The sequence below is a fragment of the Mycobacterium sp. 1164985.4 genome (assembly GCF_001668575.1).
GTDB lineage: Bacteria > Actinomycetota > Actinomycetes > Mycobacteriales > Mycobacteriaceae > Mycobacterium.
On record NZ_LZMD01000079.1, the window covers coordinates 90,333 to 106,790 of the forward strand.

General features: G+C 69.2%; 18 protein-coding genes. 4 read left to right on the forward strand and 14 right to left on the reverse strand.

What is annotated here, in order from left to right; translation table 11 throughout:
- The first annotated feature begins 42 nt into the window (after nucleotides 1-42).
- Entirely contained in the window at nucleotides 43-708 is a 666-nt protein-coding gene (locus tag A5650_RS16875; RefSeq protein ID WP_197501903.1) for an ACT domain-containing protein, read from the forward strand.
- A 39-nt stretch (nucleotides 709-747) separates the two neighbouring features.
- Here the strand turns inward: A5650_RS16875 and A5650_RS16880 are convergent, their stop codons facing one another.
- Nucleotides 748-1,002: a metallothionein gene (locus tag A5650_RS16880; RefSeq protein ID WP_067293969.1), complete on the reverse strand. Its 255-nt coding sequence runs from the start codon at nucleotides 1,000-1,002 to the stop codon at nucleotides 748-750.
- A gap of 81 nt (nucleotides 1,003-1,083) precedes the next feature.
- On the reverse strand, nucleotides 1,084-3,168 hold the full coding sequence (gene ligA / locus A5650_RS16885) for an NAD-dependent DNA ligase LigA (protein ID WP_197501904.1): 2,085 nt from the start codon (nucleotides 3,166-3,168) through the stop codon (nucleotides 1,084-1,086).
- Between the two features lie 79 nt (nucleotides 3,169-3,247).
- Between ligA and A5650_RS16890 the strand changes: the two genes are divergently transcribed.
- Nucleotides 3,248-3,685 carry an MmcQ/YjbR family DNA-binding protein gene (locus tag A5650_RS16890; RefSeq protein ID WP_067293807.1) on the forward strand — a complete coding sequence of 146 codons (438 nt, stop codon included), beginning with the start codon at nucleotides 3,248-3,250 and terminating at the stop codon, nucleotides 3,683-3,685.
- Nucleotides 3,686-3,701: 16 nt separating this feature from the next.
- Complete coding sequence (locus A5650_RS16895; RefSeq protein ID WP_067293811.1) at nucleotides 3,702-5,306, forward strand: 4-coumarate--CoA ligase family protein; 1,605 nt, start codon at nucleotides 3,702-3,704, stop codon at nucleotides 5,304-5,306.
- On the opposite strand, the gene A5650_RS26865 is transcribed toward A5650_RS16895, so the two are convergent.
- The 4 genes from A5650_RS26865 to A5650_RS16915 all read right to left on the reverse strand — a co-directional run bounded on the left by A5650_RS26865 (nucleotide 5,307) and on the right by A5650_RS16915 (nucleotide 8,292).
- Entirely contained in the window at nucleotides 5,307-6,185 is an 879-nt protein-coding gene (locus A5650_RS26865) for a hypothetical protein (RefSeq protein ID WP_067293814.1), read from the reverse strand.
- A 121-nt stretch (nucleotides 6,186-6,306) separates the two neighbouring features.
- Nucleotides 6,307-6,630 carry an ArsR/SmtB family transcription factor gene (locus A5650_RS16905; protein WP_067293816.1) on the reverse strand — a complete coding sequence of 108 codons (324 nt, stop codon included), beginning with the start codon at nucleotides 6,628-6,630 and terminating at the stop codon, nucleotides 6,307-6,309.
- A 5-nt stretch (nucleotides 6,631-6,635) separates the two neighbouring features.
- Nucleotides 6,636-7,130, reverse strand: coding sequence for an SRPBCC family protein (locus A5650_RS16910; protein WP_067293819.1), 495 nt, complete (start codon nucleotides 7,128-7,130; stop codon nucleotides 6,636-6,638).
- A 151-nt stretch (nucleotides 7,131-7,281) separates the two neighbouring features.
- A complete protein-coding gene (locus A5650_RS16915) occupies nucleotides 7,282-8,292 on the reverse strand; it encodes a uroporphyrinogen decarboxylase/cobalamine-independent methonine synthase family protein (protein WP_067293822.1) in 1,011 nt (336 codons plus the stop codon).
- 59 nt (nucleotides 8,293-8,351) lie between these two features.
- On the opposite strand from A5650_RS16915, the gene A5650_RS16920 reads away from it, so the two are divergent.
- Nucleotides 8,352-8,996, forward strand: a complete 645-nt coding sequence (locus A5650_RS16920; protein WP_067293825.1) for a sensor domain-containing protein — start codon at nucleotides 8,352-8,354, stop codon at nucleotides 8,994-8,996.
- Here the strand turns inward: A5650_RS16920 and mnmA are convergent, their stop codons facing one another.
- The 8 genes from mnmA to A5650_RS16960 form a co-directional block, all read right to left on the reverse strand.
- Nucleotides 8,997-10,064: a tRNA 2-thiouridine(34) synthase MnmA gene (gene mnmA / locus A5650_RS16925; RefSeq protein ID WP_067293828.1), complete on the reverse strand. Its 1,068-nt coding sequence runs from the start codon at nucleotides 10,062-10,064 to the stop codon at nucleotides 8,997-8,999.
- Nucleotides 10,064-11,260, reverse strand: coding sequence for a cysteine desulfurase family protein (locus A5650_RS16930; protein ID WP_067293831.1), 1,197 nt, complete (start codon nucleotides 11,258-11,260; stop codon nucleotides 10,064-10,066). The genes mnmA and A5650_RS16930 overlap by 1 nt, the downstream gene beginning before the upstream one ends.
- A 44-nt stretch (nucleotides 11,261-11,304) precedes the next feature.
- The gene (locus A5650_RS16935) at nucleotides 11,305-12,135 is read right to left on the reverse strand and encodes a lysophospholipid acyltransferase family protein (protein ID WP_067293834.1); all 831 of its coding nucleotides are present in this window, start codon (nucleotides 12,133-12,135) and stop codon (nucleotides 11,305-11,307) included.
- The gene (locus A5650_RS16940) at nucleotides 12,132-12,959 is read right to left on the reverse strand and encodes a GNAT family N-acetyltransferase (RefSeq protein WP_067293971.1); all 828 of its coding nucleotides are present in this window, start codon (nucleotides 12,957-12,959) and stop codon (nucleotides 12,132-12,134) included. The genes A5650_RS16935 and A5650_RS16940 overlap by 4 nt, the downstream gene beginning before the upstream one ends.
- Before the next feature lie 94 nt (nucleotides 12,960-13,053).
- A complete protein-coding gene (locus tag A5650_RS16945; protein WP_067293836.1) occupies nucleotides 13,054-13,725 on the reverse strand; it encodes a nitroreductase in 672 nt (223 codons plus the stop codon).
- Nucleotides 13,722-14,465 (reverse strand): SDR family oxidoreductase, encoded by a 744-nt coding sequence (locus tag A5650_RS16950; RefSeq protein ID WP_067293975.1) that lies wholly within the window; start codon nucleotides 14,463-14,465, stop codon nucleotides 13,722-13,724. Before A5650_RS16950 ends, A5650_RS16945 begins: the two co-directional genes overlap by 4 nt.
- Nucleotides 14,466-14,648: 183 nt before the next feature.
- Entirely contained in the window at nucleotides 14,649-15,605 is a 957-nt protein-coding gene (locus A5650_RS16955; protein WP_067293841.1) for an electron transfer flavoprotein subunit alpha/FixB family protein, read from the reverse strand.
- 44 nt (nucleotides 15,606-15,649) lie between these two features.
- Entirely contained in the window at nucleotides 15,650-16,441 is a 792-nt protein-coding gene (locus A5650_RS16960; protein WP_067293844.1) for an electron transfer flavoprotein subunit beta/FixA family protein, read from the reverse strand.
- Nucleotides 16,442-16,458: the final 17 nt, after the last annotated feature.

Here is a 16,458-nt window from a genome sequence, read left to right on the forward strand (position 1 = left end):
GGCGCTGAGGCCGGAATGCCCACCCCGGCGCTCTGTGCAACAGTGTTGCGCGTGCCTACGTACCTGCTGCGGGTCCAGCTCGAGGACCGACCCGGCAGCCTCGGCTCCCTGGCCGTGGCGCTCGGGTCGGTGGGCGCCGACATTCTGTCGCTCGACGTCGTGGAACGGTCGGCCGGTTACGCCGTCGACGATCTGGTCGTCGAACTGCCGGGGGGCGCGATGCCCGACATGCTCATCACCGCCGCCGAGCAGATCAAGGGCGTCTACGTCGACTCCATCCGTCCGCACACCGGGCTGCTCGAGGCGCATCGCGAACTCGAACTCATCGACCACATCGCCGCCGCGGACCGCAAGAACAAGCTGCAGGTGCTCGCCGACGAGGCCCCCAGGGTGCTGCGCGTGGGCTGGACCTCTGTCGTGCGGTTGACCGACAACGGGCCGCAACGTCTCGTCGGCAGCCCCGGTGCGCCCGAGACCCAGGTGGAAGAGACGCCGTGGCTGCCGCTGAATCACGCCGAGGCGCTCGACGGTGACGCGGCGTGGGTGCCGCAGGTATGGCGCGACATGGCGACCACGCTGGCGGCCGCGCCGCTCGGCGACCCCCGCACCGCTGTCGTGCTGGGCAGGCCGGGCGGGCCGTTGTTCCGGCCGTCGGAAGTCGCCCGGCTCGGCTATCTCGCGGGGATCGTCGCGACGATCCTGCGCTGACGTCTCAGCACGGGAACCGTTGCGACAGAACGTAACCCGTCAGCCGCCCGCCGGAACCGGCCAGCGGTCGTTGACGTCGGCGTTGGTGTCCTTGCGGGCGCAGTGCGCGCAGCAGAAGATCGCTTCCTCGGTTTCGATGCCGTGTCCGAGGATTCGACACCCGCAGTGCGCACACTCCGGGGCCAGCTGTACGGCCGCGCACTCGACGCTGTCGAACGTCCCGCTGCGCCCGTCGGGCCACGTCACGGTGAACGCCTTGTCGTAGTCGTTGCCACACGTATCGCAGATCGCCATCACCACTCCTTGTCGATTCGCCCAGTCGGGTGCCCCGTGGGCGGGCCGGACAAACGCGGAGCGCTCGGGCGAGCGGCGACCTCAGACCCCGTCGGGGCCGTTCTCCAGCAGGCGGGCGAAACCGTCCTCGTCGAGGATCGGTACCCCCAATTCGACGGCCTTGTCGTACTTCGACCCCGGCGAATCACCCGCGACCACGTACGCCGTCTTCTTCGACACGGAACCGGCCGCCTTGCCGCCGCGCGCGACGATCGCCTCCTTGGCCTCGTCGCGGGAGAACCCGGTCAGCGAGCCGGTGACGACGATCGACAGCCCCTCCAACGTCCGTTCGATGCTGGCGTCGCGTTCGTCGGCCATCCGCACCCCGGCTTCGCGCCACTTCTCGACGATCGCGCGGTGCCAGTCGACGGTGAACCACTCGGTGACCGCCGCCGCGATCGTCGGCCCGACGCCCTCGACGACGGCCAGTTCGTCCTCCGAGGCCGCCATGACGGCGTCGAGGCTGCCGTACTCGGTGGCCAGCGCGCGCGCTGCCGTCGGTCCGACGTGACGGATCGACAGTGCGACCAGCACCCGCCACAGCGGTTGCGATTTGGCCCTGTCCAGATTGGCCAGTAGCCGTTTGCCGTTGGCCGAGAGCTGACCGTTCTTCGTCGTGAACAGATCCGTGCGCAGCAGGTCATCTTCGGTCAACGTGAACAGGTCACCCTCGTCAGCGATGACACCGGCTTGCAGCAGCGCGGTGCCCGCCTCATAGCCCAGACCCTCGATGTCGAACGCACCGCGACCTGCGACGTGAAACACGCGTTCGCGCAACTGCGCCGGACAGGATCGCGTGTTCGGGCAGCGGATGTCGGCGTCGCCCTCCTTCGCGGGCGCGAGCTTGGTTCCACACTCCGGACAGTGGGTCGGCATCACGAACTCGCGTTCGGAGCCGTCACGCAGATCGACGACCGGCCCGAGCACTTCGGGGATCACGTCACCCGCCTTGCGGATGACCACCGTGTCCCCGATGAGCACGCCCTTGCGCTTGACCTCCGAGGCGTTGTGCAACGTGGCCTGGCTGACCGTCGAGCCGGCCACCTTCACCGGCTCCATCCAGGCGAACGGCGTGACCCGACCGGTGCGCCCGACATTGACCTTGATGTCGAGCAGCTTGGTCTGCGCCTCCTCGGGCGGGAACTTGTAGGCGATGGCCCAGCGCGGCGCCCGCGACGTCGCCCCGAGCCGGCGCTGCAGCGACACATCGTCGACTTTGACCACCACACCGTCGATTTCGTGTTCGACGTCGTGGCGGTGTTCGCCCCAGTAAGCGATGCGCTCGGTGACCGCGTCGATCCCCTTGACCTGCGCGGTGTGTTCGGAGACCGGCAGCCCCCATGCCGCCAGCGCCAGATAGGCGTCGTGCAGCGTCTTGGGCCGGAACCCCTCGGCGTGGCCGACGCCGTGGCAGATCATCCGCAGCTTGCGGCGCGCGGTGACCGCCGGGTTCTTCTGCCGCAGCGAGCCCGCCGCGCTGTTGCGGGGATTGGCGAACGGCGGCTTGCCATCGGCGACCAGGCCGGCGTTGAGTTCCTCGAAGTCGGCCACGCGGAAGAACACCTCACCGCGTACCTCGAGAACCTTGGGCTGCGGGAATTCGTCGCTGTGCCTGAGCTTTTCGGGGATGCCGGCGATGGTGCGGGCGTTCAGCGTGACGTCCTCACCGGTGCGGCCGTCGCCTCGGGTGGCCGCCCGCTCCAGCCGGCCCTCGCGGTACACCAGAGACAGGGCGACGCCGTCGATCTTGAGCTCACACAGGAAGTGCGCGTCCTGCAGCACGTTTGGGCCGATCTCGCCCTTGAGCCGGCCCGCCCACCCGGCCAGCTCCTCGGGTGTGAACGCGTTGTCCAGGCTCAGCATCCGTTCGAGGTGCTCGGCCGGGGTGAAGTCGGTGGCGAACCCGGCCCCGCCCACCAACTGGGTCGGCGAGTCCGGGGTGCGCAGTTCGGGGTGGTCCTCCTCGAGGCCCTCCAGTTCCCGGAGCAGCGCGTCGAACTCTGCGTCGGTGATGATCGGCGAGTCGCGCACGTAATAGCGGAACTGATGCTCGCGCACCTCGTCGGCGAGCTTCTGCCAGCGGCGACGCACGTCGGCGTCGGGGCCGTCGTCGGACTGCGCGGCCAGCGCGTCTTCGGCACGCTTGGAGGTCACCTTCGCAGGCTAACCGAGCGGCCCGACAGCACCGCACCGTTACCCTGACCCCATGCCGCACCCGATCATGTTCCGCGACGACGACCCGGTGCTGGCACGAGTACGGAGGCTGGCGCTGTCCTTTCCCGAGGCCTACGAGAAGATCTCGCACGGACGGCCCGCCTTCTTCGCCGCCAAGATGTTCGCGATGTACAGCGGCAGCGTCAAACCGCCGCACAGGGGCGACTACATTCAGTACCCGCAGTCCATCCTGGTCAAGGTCGACAAAAGCGAACGGCACGCGCTGCAGGACGATGCCCGGTTCTTCTCCCCCGCGTACCTCGGGCCGTCGGGGTGGCTCGGGCTCGACCTGTCGGCCGGGACCATCGACTGGGACGAGGTGCGGGAGCTGATCGACGCGTCGTTTCGGTTGACCGCGCCCAGGAAACTCATCAAACAGCTCGACTCAGACAATTCGACGAGTTCGGAACAAACAGCCGAGAGGCCATGAATCGATCGGAGACGCGATGAGTTTCGCGAGTCCCTTTCCTGAGGTCGACATCCCGTCCACCAGCGTCTACGACTACCTGTTCGGCGAAATCGCGGAGGCAGACCTCGACCGCATCGCGCTTGTCGATGCGAAGTCCGGCCGCGAGACGACATATCGCGAAGTGATCGCACGCATCGACGCGTTCGCGGGCGCACTCGCCGGGCGCGGGATCGGCGTCGGCGACGTCGTTGGTCTGCTCTCGCCGAACAGTTCGGGGTTCGCGGTCGCATTCCACGGCATTCTGCGCGCGGGCGCGACCGCGACGACCATCAACGCGTTGTTCACCGCCAAGGACATCGCCAAGCAGTTGACCGACTCCAAGGCCAGGATGCTCGTGACGGTTTCGCCGCTGCTGGCGCAGGCCGAGGAGGGGGCCGCGGCGGCGGGCATCGCCGGTGACGCACTCGTCGTGCTCGACGGTGCCGGCCAGGACGCCGGCGGACACCCGAACGCCGAGGACCTGATGGGCCCCGGCCATCCGGCGCCGGACGTGAGCTTCGCACCGTCGTCACATCTGGCCGCGCTGCCGTACAGCTCGGGTACGACCGGAAACCCCAAGGGCGTCATGCTCACTCACCGCAACCTGGTGGCCAACGTCGCGCAGATCCGGCCCCTGCACGGCATGGTCGCCGACGACACCGTGCTCGCCGTTCTGCCGTTCTTCCACATCTACGGGATGACCGTGCTGCTCAACGCGGCACTGCATGCGCGGGCACGGTTGGTGATCATGCCGAACTTCGATCTCGGCGAATTCCTCGGCAACATCCAGAATCACGCGTGCACCATCGCGTTCATCGCGCCTCCGGTCGCCGTGGCGCTGGCCAAGCACCCGTTGATCGACGAATACGACCTGTCCTCGTTGAACGTCGTGATGTCGGGTGCCGCTCCGTTGGACGCCGATCTCGGCCACGCAGTCGCAGAACGGTTGGGGTGTCGCGTGGTTCAGGGTTACGGCATGAGCGAGCTCAGCCCGGTCAGCCACATCACCCCGTTCGACGGCGGCCAGCACGAGATGAACATGGTGGCACCACTGAGCTCGGTCGGCTGGACGGTGTCGAACGCCGCGTCGAAGATCGTCGACCCCGAGACCGGCGACGAGATCGACCCGCCCGCAGAGGGTTTGAGCGACACCGGCGAACTGTGGTTCAAGGGACCTAACGTGATGGCCGGTTACCTCGGCAACGAGGAGGCCACCAGGGAGACGATCGACGACCAGGGCTGGTTGCACACCGGCGACCTAGCGCAGGTCGACGCCGACGGCTGCGTATACATCGTCGACCGGCTCAAGGAGTTGATCAAGTACAAGGGCTACCAGGTCCCACCGGCCGAACTGGAGGCCGTGCTGCTGAGCCATCCCGACATCGCCGACGCCGCCGTCGTCGGGGTACCCGACGCCGAGGGCGAGGAGGTGCCGAAGGCGTTCGTGGTCAAGCGATCCGGCGCGGAGCTCACCGAGCAGCAGGTGAGCGACTTCGTCGCGGGCGAGGTGGCGCCGTACAAGAAGGTCCGCCAGGTCGCGTTCATCGACGCGGTGCCGAAGTCGGCGTCCGGCAAGATTCTCCGCAAGGATCTGCGGAGCTGATCAGGGTCGGCCGATCCGCTCGGCCGCCTGGGCCGCCTTCGCCTGTCGGTACCCGAGGGCGGCGCCCGCCACGGGGATGAGCAGCAACCCGGCGATGCCCCACAGGGGATCGGTGGTGCCGGCGCCGGGCGCGACGACGAACTGGCGCACCACCGCGGGTGGAGTGGTGTCCCCGCTCAACGGAGTCGGTGCGAGCGGCGGCAGCGACTCCGGGGGCATCGAAGCCGACTGGCCGGGCGACGAGACCGGGGGCGCCTGTGCGGGCGATTCCCCTCCGGCTTCAGGCGCGGGACCGCGGCTCTGCGAGGTGCGACCGTTTCCGAACGTCACCTGAGGGGGTTCGAACGCGGGCGCGAGCGCACCGGCGGCGGATCCGCCCGCCGCGACCGGTCCGGCCGACGCGGTGCCCACGGGCGCCTCGACGACGGGTTCCTCACCGGCTACGGCCGACCGGTTGGCCGACTCCGGGCCGGCCGCCACCCGAGCCTCCGGCTCGGAGGTGGACGCCACGCGGGCGGCCGTCTGCGGGCTCGGTGCGACGCGCCCGGCGGTCTCGGGGCTCGGTGCGGCGGCCGACCGGTTGCCCGATGTCGTCTTGAGGTCCTCGCGGCCCGAGCCGACCCGTGATTCCGGGGCCGCGGCGGGGCGGCTGAGGGCACCGCCCTGTTTGCTGCCATTGGGGCGGCTGCCGTTGCCGCGGTCGTTGTCGTGCTTGCCGTTGGTGGATCCGCGGCCGTGACTGCCACCCCGATCGGAGCTGTGTCCACGGTCGGAGCCGCGCGAGTCGCCGGGGTGGGCGTACGCGACCACCGCACCCGATCCGCTCAGCAGGAGGAATACGGACACCACGCCGGCACCTGCGGCGAGGCGCGGGTTCATCCGAACACCATTCCCTTCTCGGCAAAGGCGAACGACATCGCCTGAAAAGCATTCTTGCATGAGAGCACCCCGAAGCGCAGCACCCGATTCGGACGCCGCAAATCGCCGGCGATGCGGGACCTCAGCCCTCCTCGACGTGGGCTCGCAGCCGGTCGATGGCGCGGTCCCACCGCCGCGACAGCCTCTCCAAGTACTCGCCGGCGTCGGCGAGGGGTTCGGGCCGCACCCGCCAAATGCGCTCGCGCCCGCTGCGCTCGCTGCTCACCAGGCCGACCGACTCCAGCAGCAAGAGGTGTTTCGTCGTAGCCTGCCGGCTGACCGCCACCACCTCGGTGACTTCGCTGGTCGAGCACGGTCCGCCGTCGCACAGCCGGGTGACGATACGCAGACGGTTCGGATCCCCCAGCGCGTTGAAGAACGACGACAACGGCGCGTCGGCCGTCATTGTGCTCACACGGCCTCGCTGACCGCGAGGTACTTGCGCACCAGTTCGGTCTGCGCGGCCCAGCCCTGGCTGTTGCCCTCGAACGCCGAGGCCCGCCGGTGCGCGGGCAGCGCGTCGAAGCCGGACTCGACGATGCGCAGGAGCACGCCCTCGGCGACCTCCTCGAGCGTGAACTCCACCAAGGTCGTCGGTTCTTCGGAGACGTCGGCACCTTCCTCGACCCCGTAGGGGTGCCAGCGAAACGCCAGCCGTCGTGGCGGTTCGACCGCTTCGATGTGCCACGCGTCAGCCGTGCCGGCATACGGCTCCTGCTGCCGGGCGACGTCGGCGTCGACCGCCGTCGGCGTCATGACACCGGTGATCGAGGTACCGGCAACGAACGGCCCGTCGAAGCGCACACCGAACCATTGGCCGAACTCGTCGGCGTCGCTGATCGCCCGCCAGACGCGCTCGAGCGGCGCCTTCAACACCACTTCCTTCTCGATTCGATCCGTACTCATATGCAACCTCCTGGTTGCGCTTCACGCTAGGCTTCCGAGCGGTAATACGCAACCCCTTGGTTGCACTTTGCGCGCTCGCTGTGCCGATTTCTGCCGCAGGGTCGCGATTTCGCGCAGAACACGGCCCTGGTGCAGACTCGGCGAGACGCCGCTAGATCGCGTCCGGGTCTTCGGCGAAGGCGTCGGCCGCCTTCTGCGCCAATCCGATCGCGGTGCGCGCCCACTCGGCGGTGGCGCCCGCCAGACCGCGGGCCGGCGAGATGCCTATGCGCTCCTTGAGTACGGCACGCGCGAACCCGAGTCGGTCGGTTGGCGACACGGCGGCCTTGGCGATCTCTTCTGACGAGGGGCGGGCCTCCGGCGCGGTCGAGGGCACCACGCCGAACACCACCGTGCGACCGGAGTCGACGAACTCGCCGACGCGGTCGAGATCGGTGGGCACCAGGACGGAAGCGTCGACCGCGAGGGCGTCAACCGTACTGCGCTGCAACACATTCCACGGCAGACCCGAGGCGCATCCGTGAACGGCCACCGGCGCGCTCACCGCAGCGACACATTCGTCGAGCAAGCCGATGGCCACCGATTCGTCGACGGGGTGCACCGGCGTCAGGCTGGTTACCCCAGTCAGCCGGCCGTCGAGCGCCGCGGACAGCAGCGGTTCGTCGAACTGCACCACCACCGCGGCGTTCAGCCGTCGAGCGACGTGCGCCCGATGCTGAGCGACCCCTTCGGCCAGCGATGTGGTGAGGTCGCGCACCGCACCCGGATCGGTGAGCGCACGGTGGCCGTTGCTCAGCTCCAACTGTCCCGCCAGTGTGATCGGCCCGGGCGCCTGAACCTTGACGGTGCGGCCCGTACCGCGCAAACCCGCCTTCTCCCAAGCCTCTTCGAGCGCGTCGAGGTCCTCCTCCAGCAGGCTCCTGGCCCGCCGGAGAACCGCGGTGCGGCCTGCCGCGATCCGATAGCCGCGGGGCACGGTGTCCATGCTGATGTCGACAAGCAGCGCCCCCGCCCGGCCGATCATGTCGGCGCCGACGCCACGGCCGGGCAGTTCCACGAGATGCGGCAGAGTGTGTAGTTCGCCGACAATGATCTCCGCCGCATCGCGTGCCGACGTGCCGGGCCAGGACCCGATGCCGGTGGCGGCGGCGAAAGCACTCACTCGTTTGACAGTATTCGATCGGGTTAGTCTCGGTCGGGAAGGGTTGGGAAGGACGCACCATGCCCGCAGCGCTACGGTCGGCAGCGGTGTGGTGCGCGGCGGTCGCGATCACGTCGGGGTGCACCCACCTCGTCGATGGTCACGCGATGCCGGCGATACCCGGAATCGACGACGAGTCGCTGTCCCCGGTCGACGTCGAGACGATCATGCTCGATCAGTCGCAGATGCGCGCGATCACCGGAGCCGGTGAGGATCTCACGATCATCCCGACGATGGACGGCAAGATTCCGGTCGACATCGATCCGCTCACCGAGACCACTCCCCTGCAGTGCCAGTGGATCTTCGCCGAGACCCAGACCTTCGGACCCGACGTCGAGGAGTTCCACAAGACAACGTTCCAGCATCCACCCGAAGGCGGGTTGATCTCCGAGGGTGCAGCGGCGTATCGCGATGCCGCGACGGCGCGGCGCGCGTTCGAGTCCCTCGTCGCGCTTGTCGACGGTTGCAGCGCAACGCCTTTGGGCCCCATGTTCGTGGGCGAATGGGCCGTCGGTGCGGACACCCTGCAGACGCGGCCCGCCAGTGCCTGCGGTCGCGACTACCGCGTCAAGTCGGTCGTGCTGGTAGAGGTGACCGCATGCCGGTTTCCCGACTCGGTGCCCGAGATCGTCATCACGAACATCCTGGCCAACGTCCCCGGGTAGCTATCGGGTGATCGTCGCGCTTCCCAGCACCTCGTCGCCCGCGGGGTCCGGGCGGTACAGCACCATCGTCTGACCCGGAGCCACACCGCGCAGCGGTGTTCGCAGGTCGACCACGAGCCGGCCGCCGCGGAGTTGGGCCACGCCCTCCTCGATCCCGCCGTGTGCTCGCACCTGCACCTGGCATTCGATCGGACCGTCCGGCGCGACACCGGATGTGAAGATCGGCCGCTCACCGGTCAACGTCCACACTTCGAGGTCGTCGGCGGCGCCGACCCGCACCGTCGCCGTGTCCGGATCGATCTCGGTCACGTACCGCGGCCGGCCGTCCGGACCCGGACCGGCGATGCCCAGGCCCTTGCGCTGGCCGACGGTGAACCCGTGCACCCCGTCGTGTTCGGCGAGCACCGTGCCGGCGGCGTCGACGACCGAACCCCGCCGCACCCCGATCCGCGCGCCGAGGAACGCCTGGGTGTCACCGGAGGGAATGAAGCAGATGTCGTGGCTGTCGGGCTTGTCGGCGACCGCGAGCCCGCGACGTGCGGCCTCCTCCCGGATCTGCGGCTTCGGCGTGTCACCCACCGGGAACACCGCGTGCCGCAGCTGTTCTGCGGTCAGCACCGCGAGCACGTACGACTGATCCTTGGCGGCGTCCACCGCGCGGCGCAGCCGCCCGTCGGACAGCCGCGCATAGTGTCCGGTGGCCACCGCGTCGAAGCCCAGCGCCAGCGCGCGGGCGGCCAACGCGGAGAACTTGATCCGCTCGTTGCACCGCACGCACGGGTTCGGAGTCTCGCCACGGGCGTACGACGACACGAAGTCGTCTATCACGTCTTCTTTGAACCGGTCCGCGAAATCCCATACGTAGAACGGGATGTCGAGTATGTCGGCGACCCGGCGCGCGTCGCCGGCGTCCTCCTTCGAACAACAACCACGCGACCCCGTGCGCAGGGTGCCGGGAGAGGGCGACAGCGCCAGATGCACACCGATCACGTCGTGGCCGGCGTCGACCATCCTGGCGGCGGCGACCGAGGAGTCCACGCCGCCGCTCATGGCCACCAGTACGCGCACTACTCAACCACTCCCGAACTTGCCAGCGCAGCCTGCCGCGCCCGTTCGACCGCGGCGGGCAGCACCGCGAGTGCGGCGTCGACGTCAGCCTCACTGCTGGTATGCCCCAACGAAAGTCGTAGCGACCCCCGCGCACTGGCCGGGTCCGCACCCATCGCGATCAGCACATGTGAGGGTTGGGCAACGCCAGCGGTACAGGCCGAGCCCGTCGAACACTCGATGCCCTTGGCGTCCAACAGCATCAGCAGCGAGTCACCCTCGCAGCCGCGAAAAGTGAAGTGGCAGTTACCGGGCAGCCGCGCGGCGCCCGTCGCCCCGTTGACCTCGACGTCGTCGATGACGGCCAACACGCCTTCGATCAGGCGGTCGCGGAGCGCCGACACCCGCGCGCCGTTGGCCTCCAGACCGTCGACCGCGACCCTGGCCGCGGCGGCCATCGCGACGGCACCCGCCACATATGGTGTGCCGGAACGGACGTCGCGCTCCTGGCCGCCGCCGTGCAGCAGCGGGACGCAGGCCGCGTCCCGGCGCAGCAGCAGTGCGCCGATCCCGGTGGGCCCGCCGAACTTGTGCGCCGCGACGCTCATCGCCGCCAGTCCGCTCGCGGCGAAATCGACCGGGATGTGGCCGACGGCCTGCACGGCATCGCTGTGCATGGGCACGTCGAACTCCGCGGCGACGGCCGCGAGTTCGGCGATCGGCATGATCGTTCCGACCTCGTTGTTGGCCCACATCACCGACACCACGGTCACGTCGTCGTGGTCCCGCAGCGCGGCCCGCAGCGCCGTCGGCGTCACCGAACCGTCCCGCTCGACGGGCAGCCAGGTCACCTCCGCGCCCTCGTGCTCGACCAGCCATTCGACCGAGTCGAGCACGGCGTGGTGTTCGACCGGTGTGGTGACGATGCGCCTGCGGCGCGGGTCGGCGTCGCGGCGGGCCCAGTAGATGCCCTTGACCGCAAGGTTGTCGCTCTCGGTGCCCCCCGCGGTGAAGATCACCTCCGAGGGGCGGGCGCCCAGCAGGTTGGCCAGCGTCTCGCGGGACTCCTCCATGCGCCGTCGGGCTGTGCGGCCGGTGCCATGCAACGAGGACGCGTTGCCGACCGTCGCCAGCGCGGCCGTCATCGCCTCGATGGCAGCGGGGTGCATCGGGGTGGTGGCGGCGTGATCGAGGTAGACCGGCTGATCCGAGGTCATAACCAGTCCAGAATAGCCGTCGGGCCGGGGCTGCCCCGATCCGCTCAGGCCACGAGCGCGTGACCGTGCGAGCGTCGCGTCGGACCGCCGCGGACCGCCGCCTCGCAGCGCATCGCCAAATCCCTGCGGTCGGTTCCCGGGAGCTGCAACGACCCCACCTGCACCCGCACGACCGTGCGTTTCGCGGTGATCAGCCGCCGGATCGACGCGAGCAGCGTGTCGTCGCCCACATAGGCGGCGACCGTGGAGGCGGCGCCGTCGGCGTCGTGGTAGCTCAGCCGCAGCGGCTGCACCGGCCTTCCCGCGTCGACGGCCGCCTGGAACATGGCCGGCCGGAAGCGTCCGTACGCAAGCCCGCAGTAGGTGGTGCCCTCGGGGAATGCGACGACGGTGTGCCCGGCCCGCAGTCCACGGCTGACGGCCCCGACCACGTCGGGCAGCCGCCGCAGGTTCGCCCGCTCGATCGGGATCACCTTCAGCAGCCGGGCCAGCAGTCCGAGTCCAGGCCAGCCGACGAGTTCGGACTTGGCGACGAACCGCCCCGGCAGCACCGAGCCGATCGCGAAGACGTCCACCCAGGAGACATGCCCGCTGACCACCAGAACGCCGCGCAGGTTGCGGATCGGACCGCCGGACACCCTGGTCCGCACCCCCAGGCAGGCCAGCAGCACCCGGCAGTAGCCGCGTTGCAGTCGAGATCGGCCCGGCGCCGGGACGGCCAGCAGCGGCGCCAGCAACAGGAGCGAGACGGCCGAGGTGATCCGCAGCGCGGCCCGGCACGCGACGATCGCCCGCCGTCCGCCCTGCCGCGCGGTGTCGCTGACGCAGCCTGCGCCGCACTCCCCCCGCGGCACCCAGCTCTCCAGGACCGTCACGACGCGATCCCGGCGGCCGCGTCGACCGCCCTCAGCCTGCTCAGGTAGCGCGTGTCCGCTCGGCGCTTGTCGAGCAGCGCCGGGAAGTCGCCCACCCCGAAGTCGGGGTCGTGTGCGGGTTCGCCGCACACCTGCGCGCCGAGCCGCAGGTAGCCGCGCATGAGCGCGGGCACGACGATCCGATCTGGCGGAGCGATCTCGTCGAGCCGTCTGCCGTCGACGGTCACCGGCCGGTGCGGGTGCACCGTATAGCGGGCCGGGGCGGCATGCCGGCGACGGACGAAGTCGCGCACGCCGCGGATCTGCGCGCCCGGGGGCTGACCGTCGGGGCCGCGGACGGGCACCGACACACAACCGGTCACGTAGTCGTAGCCGCAGCGGTCGAGGTAGGCCAGGATCCCGGCCCACATCAGCAGGACGACCGCCCCGTTGCGGTGGTCGGGCCGCACCACCGCGCGGCCCATCTCGACCAGGGCCGGCCGCAGCGGAGCGAACGCACGGACGTCGAATTCGGTTGCGCTGTACAGACTTCCGGCAGACAGGGCGCCCGCCGGCGGCAGCATGCGATAGCAGCCGACGAGTTCGCCGGTGACGTCCTCGCGGACCAGCAGGTGATCGCAGTGCTCGTCGAAGCGGTCGGCGTCCAAACCGTCCCCCGAACCCTGCAGTGCGAAGCCGGGTTCGGCGGTGAACACCTCGTGGCGCAGCCGTTGCACGCTTTCGACGAGCGTGGCATCGGTCGTCAGCAGCAGGGTGTAGCGCGGCGTGGGGGTTGACCCGCCGCCGATTTCGTCGGGGGCGATGAGGACAGAAGCGGTGCTCATGGCTGCACGGTCGCCCAGCCGCATCTCCGGGCGGCATCGGGCGCGTGACGTGTCGGTGAGCGTCAGGTGACGATTTGACCCGCCCGACCCGTCCTCAGCCGTCGAGGATCACGACGTTTTCGTCGACGGTGTTTCGCGGCGTGCGCACGCGGTTGGCCGGAAAGTCGGGGTCCGCGTATCCGATCGCGATGCCGCACAGCACCTGCAGCTCGTCGGGGATGTCGAGTTGTTCGCGCAGCACGTCCGGAAAGTAGGCGACCGAAACCTGTACGCAGGTGTCAAGGCCGCGTTCGGTCAGCGCGAGCACCAGGGTCTGCAGGAACATGCCGACCGCGAGACTGTCGGCGTGGCCGAGGTCGCGGTGCATACACACCGCGCCGGCGACCGGGGCGCCGAAGAACTCGAAGTTGCGCAGCTGGGCGAGGCGGCGTCCCTCGGCATCGTGGCGGTCCACGCCCATCGCGCCGTACACCATCGCGCCGAGTTGCTGCCGAAGCGGGGCGAAGCTATCCGGGATTCCCATCGTCGGCGGAAAGCCGCCGGAGGCGCGTTCCGTCAACGCCTCGGCGAGGCGGTCGCGGCGCGCGCCGGTGGCCAGGAACAGCCGCCACGGCTGAATGTTGGAGTTCGACGGTGCCCGCATCGCCAACTCCAGTGCCTCGTCGAGGAGTTCGCGCGGTACGGGCTTGTCGGGTAGGAACTTTCGCGTGCAGTGTCGCTCGCGGACGACCCGGTCGAGGTCGCTATCCGGCGCGGCGGCGGTCATCGCCGGGCCAGCCAGTCGGTGAAGCGGGTGGCGGCGATGACGGCGTCGTCGCCGGTCACCAGGCTGCTCTCGGCGAGCGGGGTTCCGAAATAGGTCGCCTCGCCGTTGACCACGACGCGGCGGTCGTCTCCGCGCTTGGCCAGCACCGCGCTGGCGAGGTCGGCGAACGGGATCTTGTCGGGCCCGCCGACGTCGATGTGACCGTTGTGCGGCTTCCCGACGGCCACCTTTACCAGCTCGGCGGCGACCTCCCGGGCCGCGATCGGCTGGATCAGCGCATCGGGGGCACGCACCTCGCCGTCGACGTTCAGCGAGTCGGTGATCGCCTCGGCGAACTCGTGGAACTGGGTCGCGCGCACGATGCTGTACGGCAGCCCGGAGTCGCGAATGATCGTCTCCTGCGCGACTTTCGCACGTAGATAACCGCTTTCGGAAAGATCGTCGGCACCGACAATGGACAGCGCCACGTAGTGCCCCACCCCCGCGGCTTTTGCCGCGGTCACTAGGTTCGTCGTCGACGTGGTGAAGAAGTTCATCACCGGCCCGTCCTCGAACGACGGCGAGTTGGTCACGTCGATCACCACATCAGCGCCGGCGACCGCGTCGGCCACCCCGTCGCCGCTCAGCACGTTCACGCCCGTGGAGCGGGCCGCCCCGACCACCGAATGGCCTTCCCCGCCGAGCAGTGACACGAGATTCGAGCCGATGAGGCCGGTCGAGCCGATAACAGTGATCTTCATCTCGGGCATCCTTTCCGAACGCCGAGCGCACGCTTTGTCGCGCTTCTACTCGACGTTTACGTACACAAGCGTGCGCCCGGCGGTACCTCGTGTGCACCCTTGAGAATGCGTGGTCTTACCCGCGGTCGAAAAGCACGAAGCCCCGGTGCGCCAGGCACCGGGGCTCCGCGGAAAACCCGACGATCAGCCCTTGCGAGCCTTGACCGCCTCGGTCAGCTGCGGCGCGACCTTGAACAGGTCGCCGACGATGCCGAGGTCGGCGATCTCGAAGATCGGCGCCTCCTCGTCCTTGTTCACCGCGATGATCGTCTTCGACGTCTGCATGCCGGCACGGTGCTGGATCGCGCCGGAGATGCCCAGTGCGATGTACAGCTGTGGCGACACCGTCTTTCCGGTCTGGCCCACCTGGAACTGGCCCGGGTAGTAGCCGGAGTCGACGGCGGCACGGGACGCGCCGACGGCGCCACCGAGCGAGTCCGCCAGCTCCTCGACCACCGTGAAGTTCTCGGCGCTGCCGACACCGCGGCCACCCGAGACGACCACGGTCGCCTCGGTGAGCTCCGGACGATCACCGGCGACGGCGGGCTCGCGCTTGGTGATCTTCGTCGCGTTCTCGGCCTGGGCAGGCACCTCGACGTTGATGACCTCGCCCGCACCGTCGGCCGGTTCGGCGTCGACCGAACCCGCACGCACGGTGATGACCGGAACGTCACCGGTGGACTCGGCCTCGACGGTGAACGCGCCACCGAAGATCGAGTGCACGCCCACCCCACCGTCTTTGACGTCGACGACGTCGGAGAGCACACCGGACCCGATGCGCGCCGCCAGGCGACCGGCGATCTCCTTGCCGTCGGCGTTCGACGACAGCAGGACCCCCGCGGGCGATGCGGACTCCACCAGCGAGGCCAGCACGTCGACCTGCGGGGTGATCAGGTAGTTCTCCGCGTCGTCGGACTCGGCGACGTAGATCTTGGCGGCGCCGGCGGCCTTGAGGCCGTCGACGAGCGGTTGTGCGGTTCCCGGCGCGCCGATGACGACGGCCGACGGCTCGCCAAGCTTGCGAGCCGCGGTGATCAACTCCGAGGTGACCTTCTTCAGCGCACCTTCGGCGTGCTCAACGAGCACGAGTACTTCAGCCATGAGTTCTTCTCTCGTCTCTTGTTTCGCAGTCTCGGTGTTCGGCCCTAGATGATCTTTTGAGCGACCAGGTACTCGGCGATCTTGGTTCCGCCGTCACCCTCGTCGGTGACCTTCTCGCCGGCGGTCTTCGGCGGCTTCGGCGTCGAGGACAGCACCTTGGAGCCGGCGTTGGCGAGACCGACCTCGTCGGCCTCCACACCGATCTCGGCGAGCGTGAGCTTGGTGACTTCCTTCTTCTTGGCGGCCATGATGCCCTTGAAGGACGGGAAGCGCGGCTCGTTGATCTTCTCGTTGACACTGACCACCGCGGGCAGCGACGCCTCGACGGAGAACACGCCGTCGTCGGTCTCGCGCTCGCCGGTGACCTTGCCATTCTCGACCGTCACCTTGCGCAGGTGCGTCAGCTGCGGCAGACCCAGGTACTCGGCGATGATCGCCGGGACCGCTCCGCCGGTGCCGTCGGTGGCCTCGTTGCCGGCGATGACGAGCTCGGTGCCCTCGATGGTGCCCAGCGCACGCGCCAGGGCCCAACCGGTCTGGACCATGTCCGAGCCGTGCATGCCCTCGTCGATGAGGTGTACGGCCTTGTCGGCGCCCATCGACAGCGCCTTGCGGATCGCCTCCGTGGCGCGCTCGGGGCCGGCCGTGAGCACCGTCACAGTGCTCTCGCCGCCTTCCTTCTCCTTGATGAGCAGCGCTTCTTCGACAGCACGCTCGTTGATCTCGTCGAGCACTGCGTCGGCGGCCTCGCGGTCGAGGGTGAAGTCGCCGTCGGTGAGCTTGCGCTCCGACCAGGTGTCAGGGACCTGTTTGATCAGGACCACGATGTTCGTCATGAGTGTGGTTCGTCCTC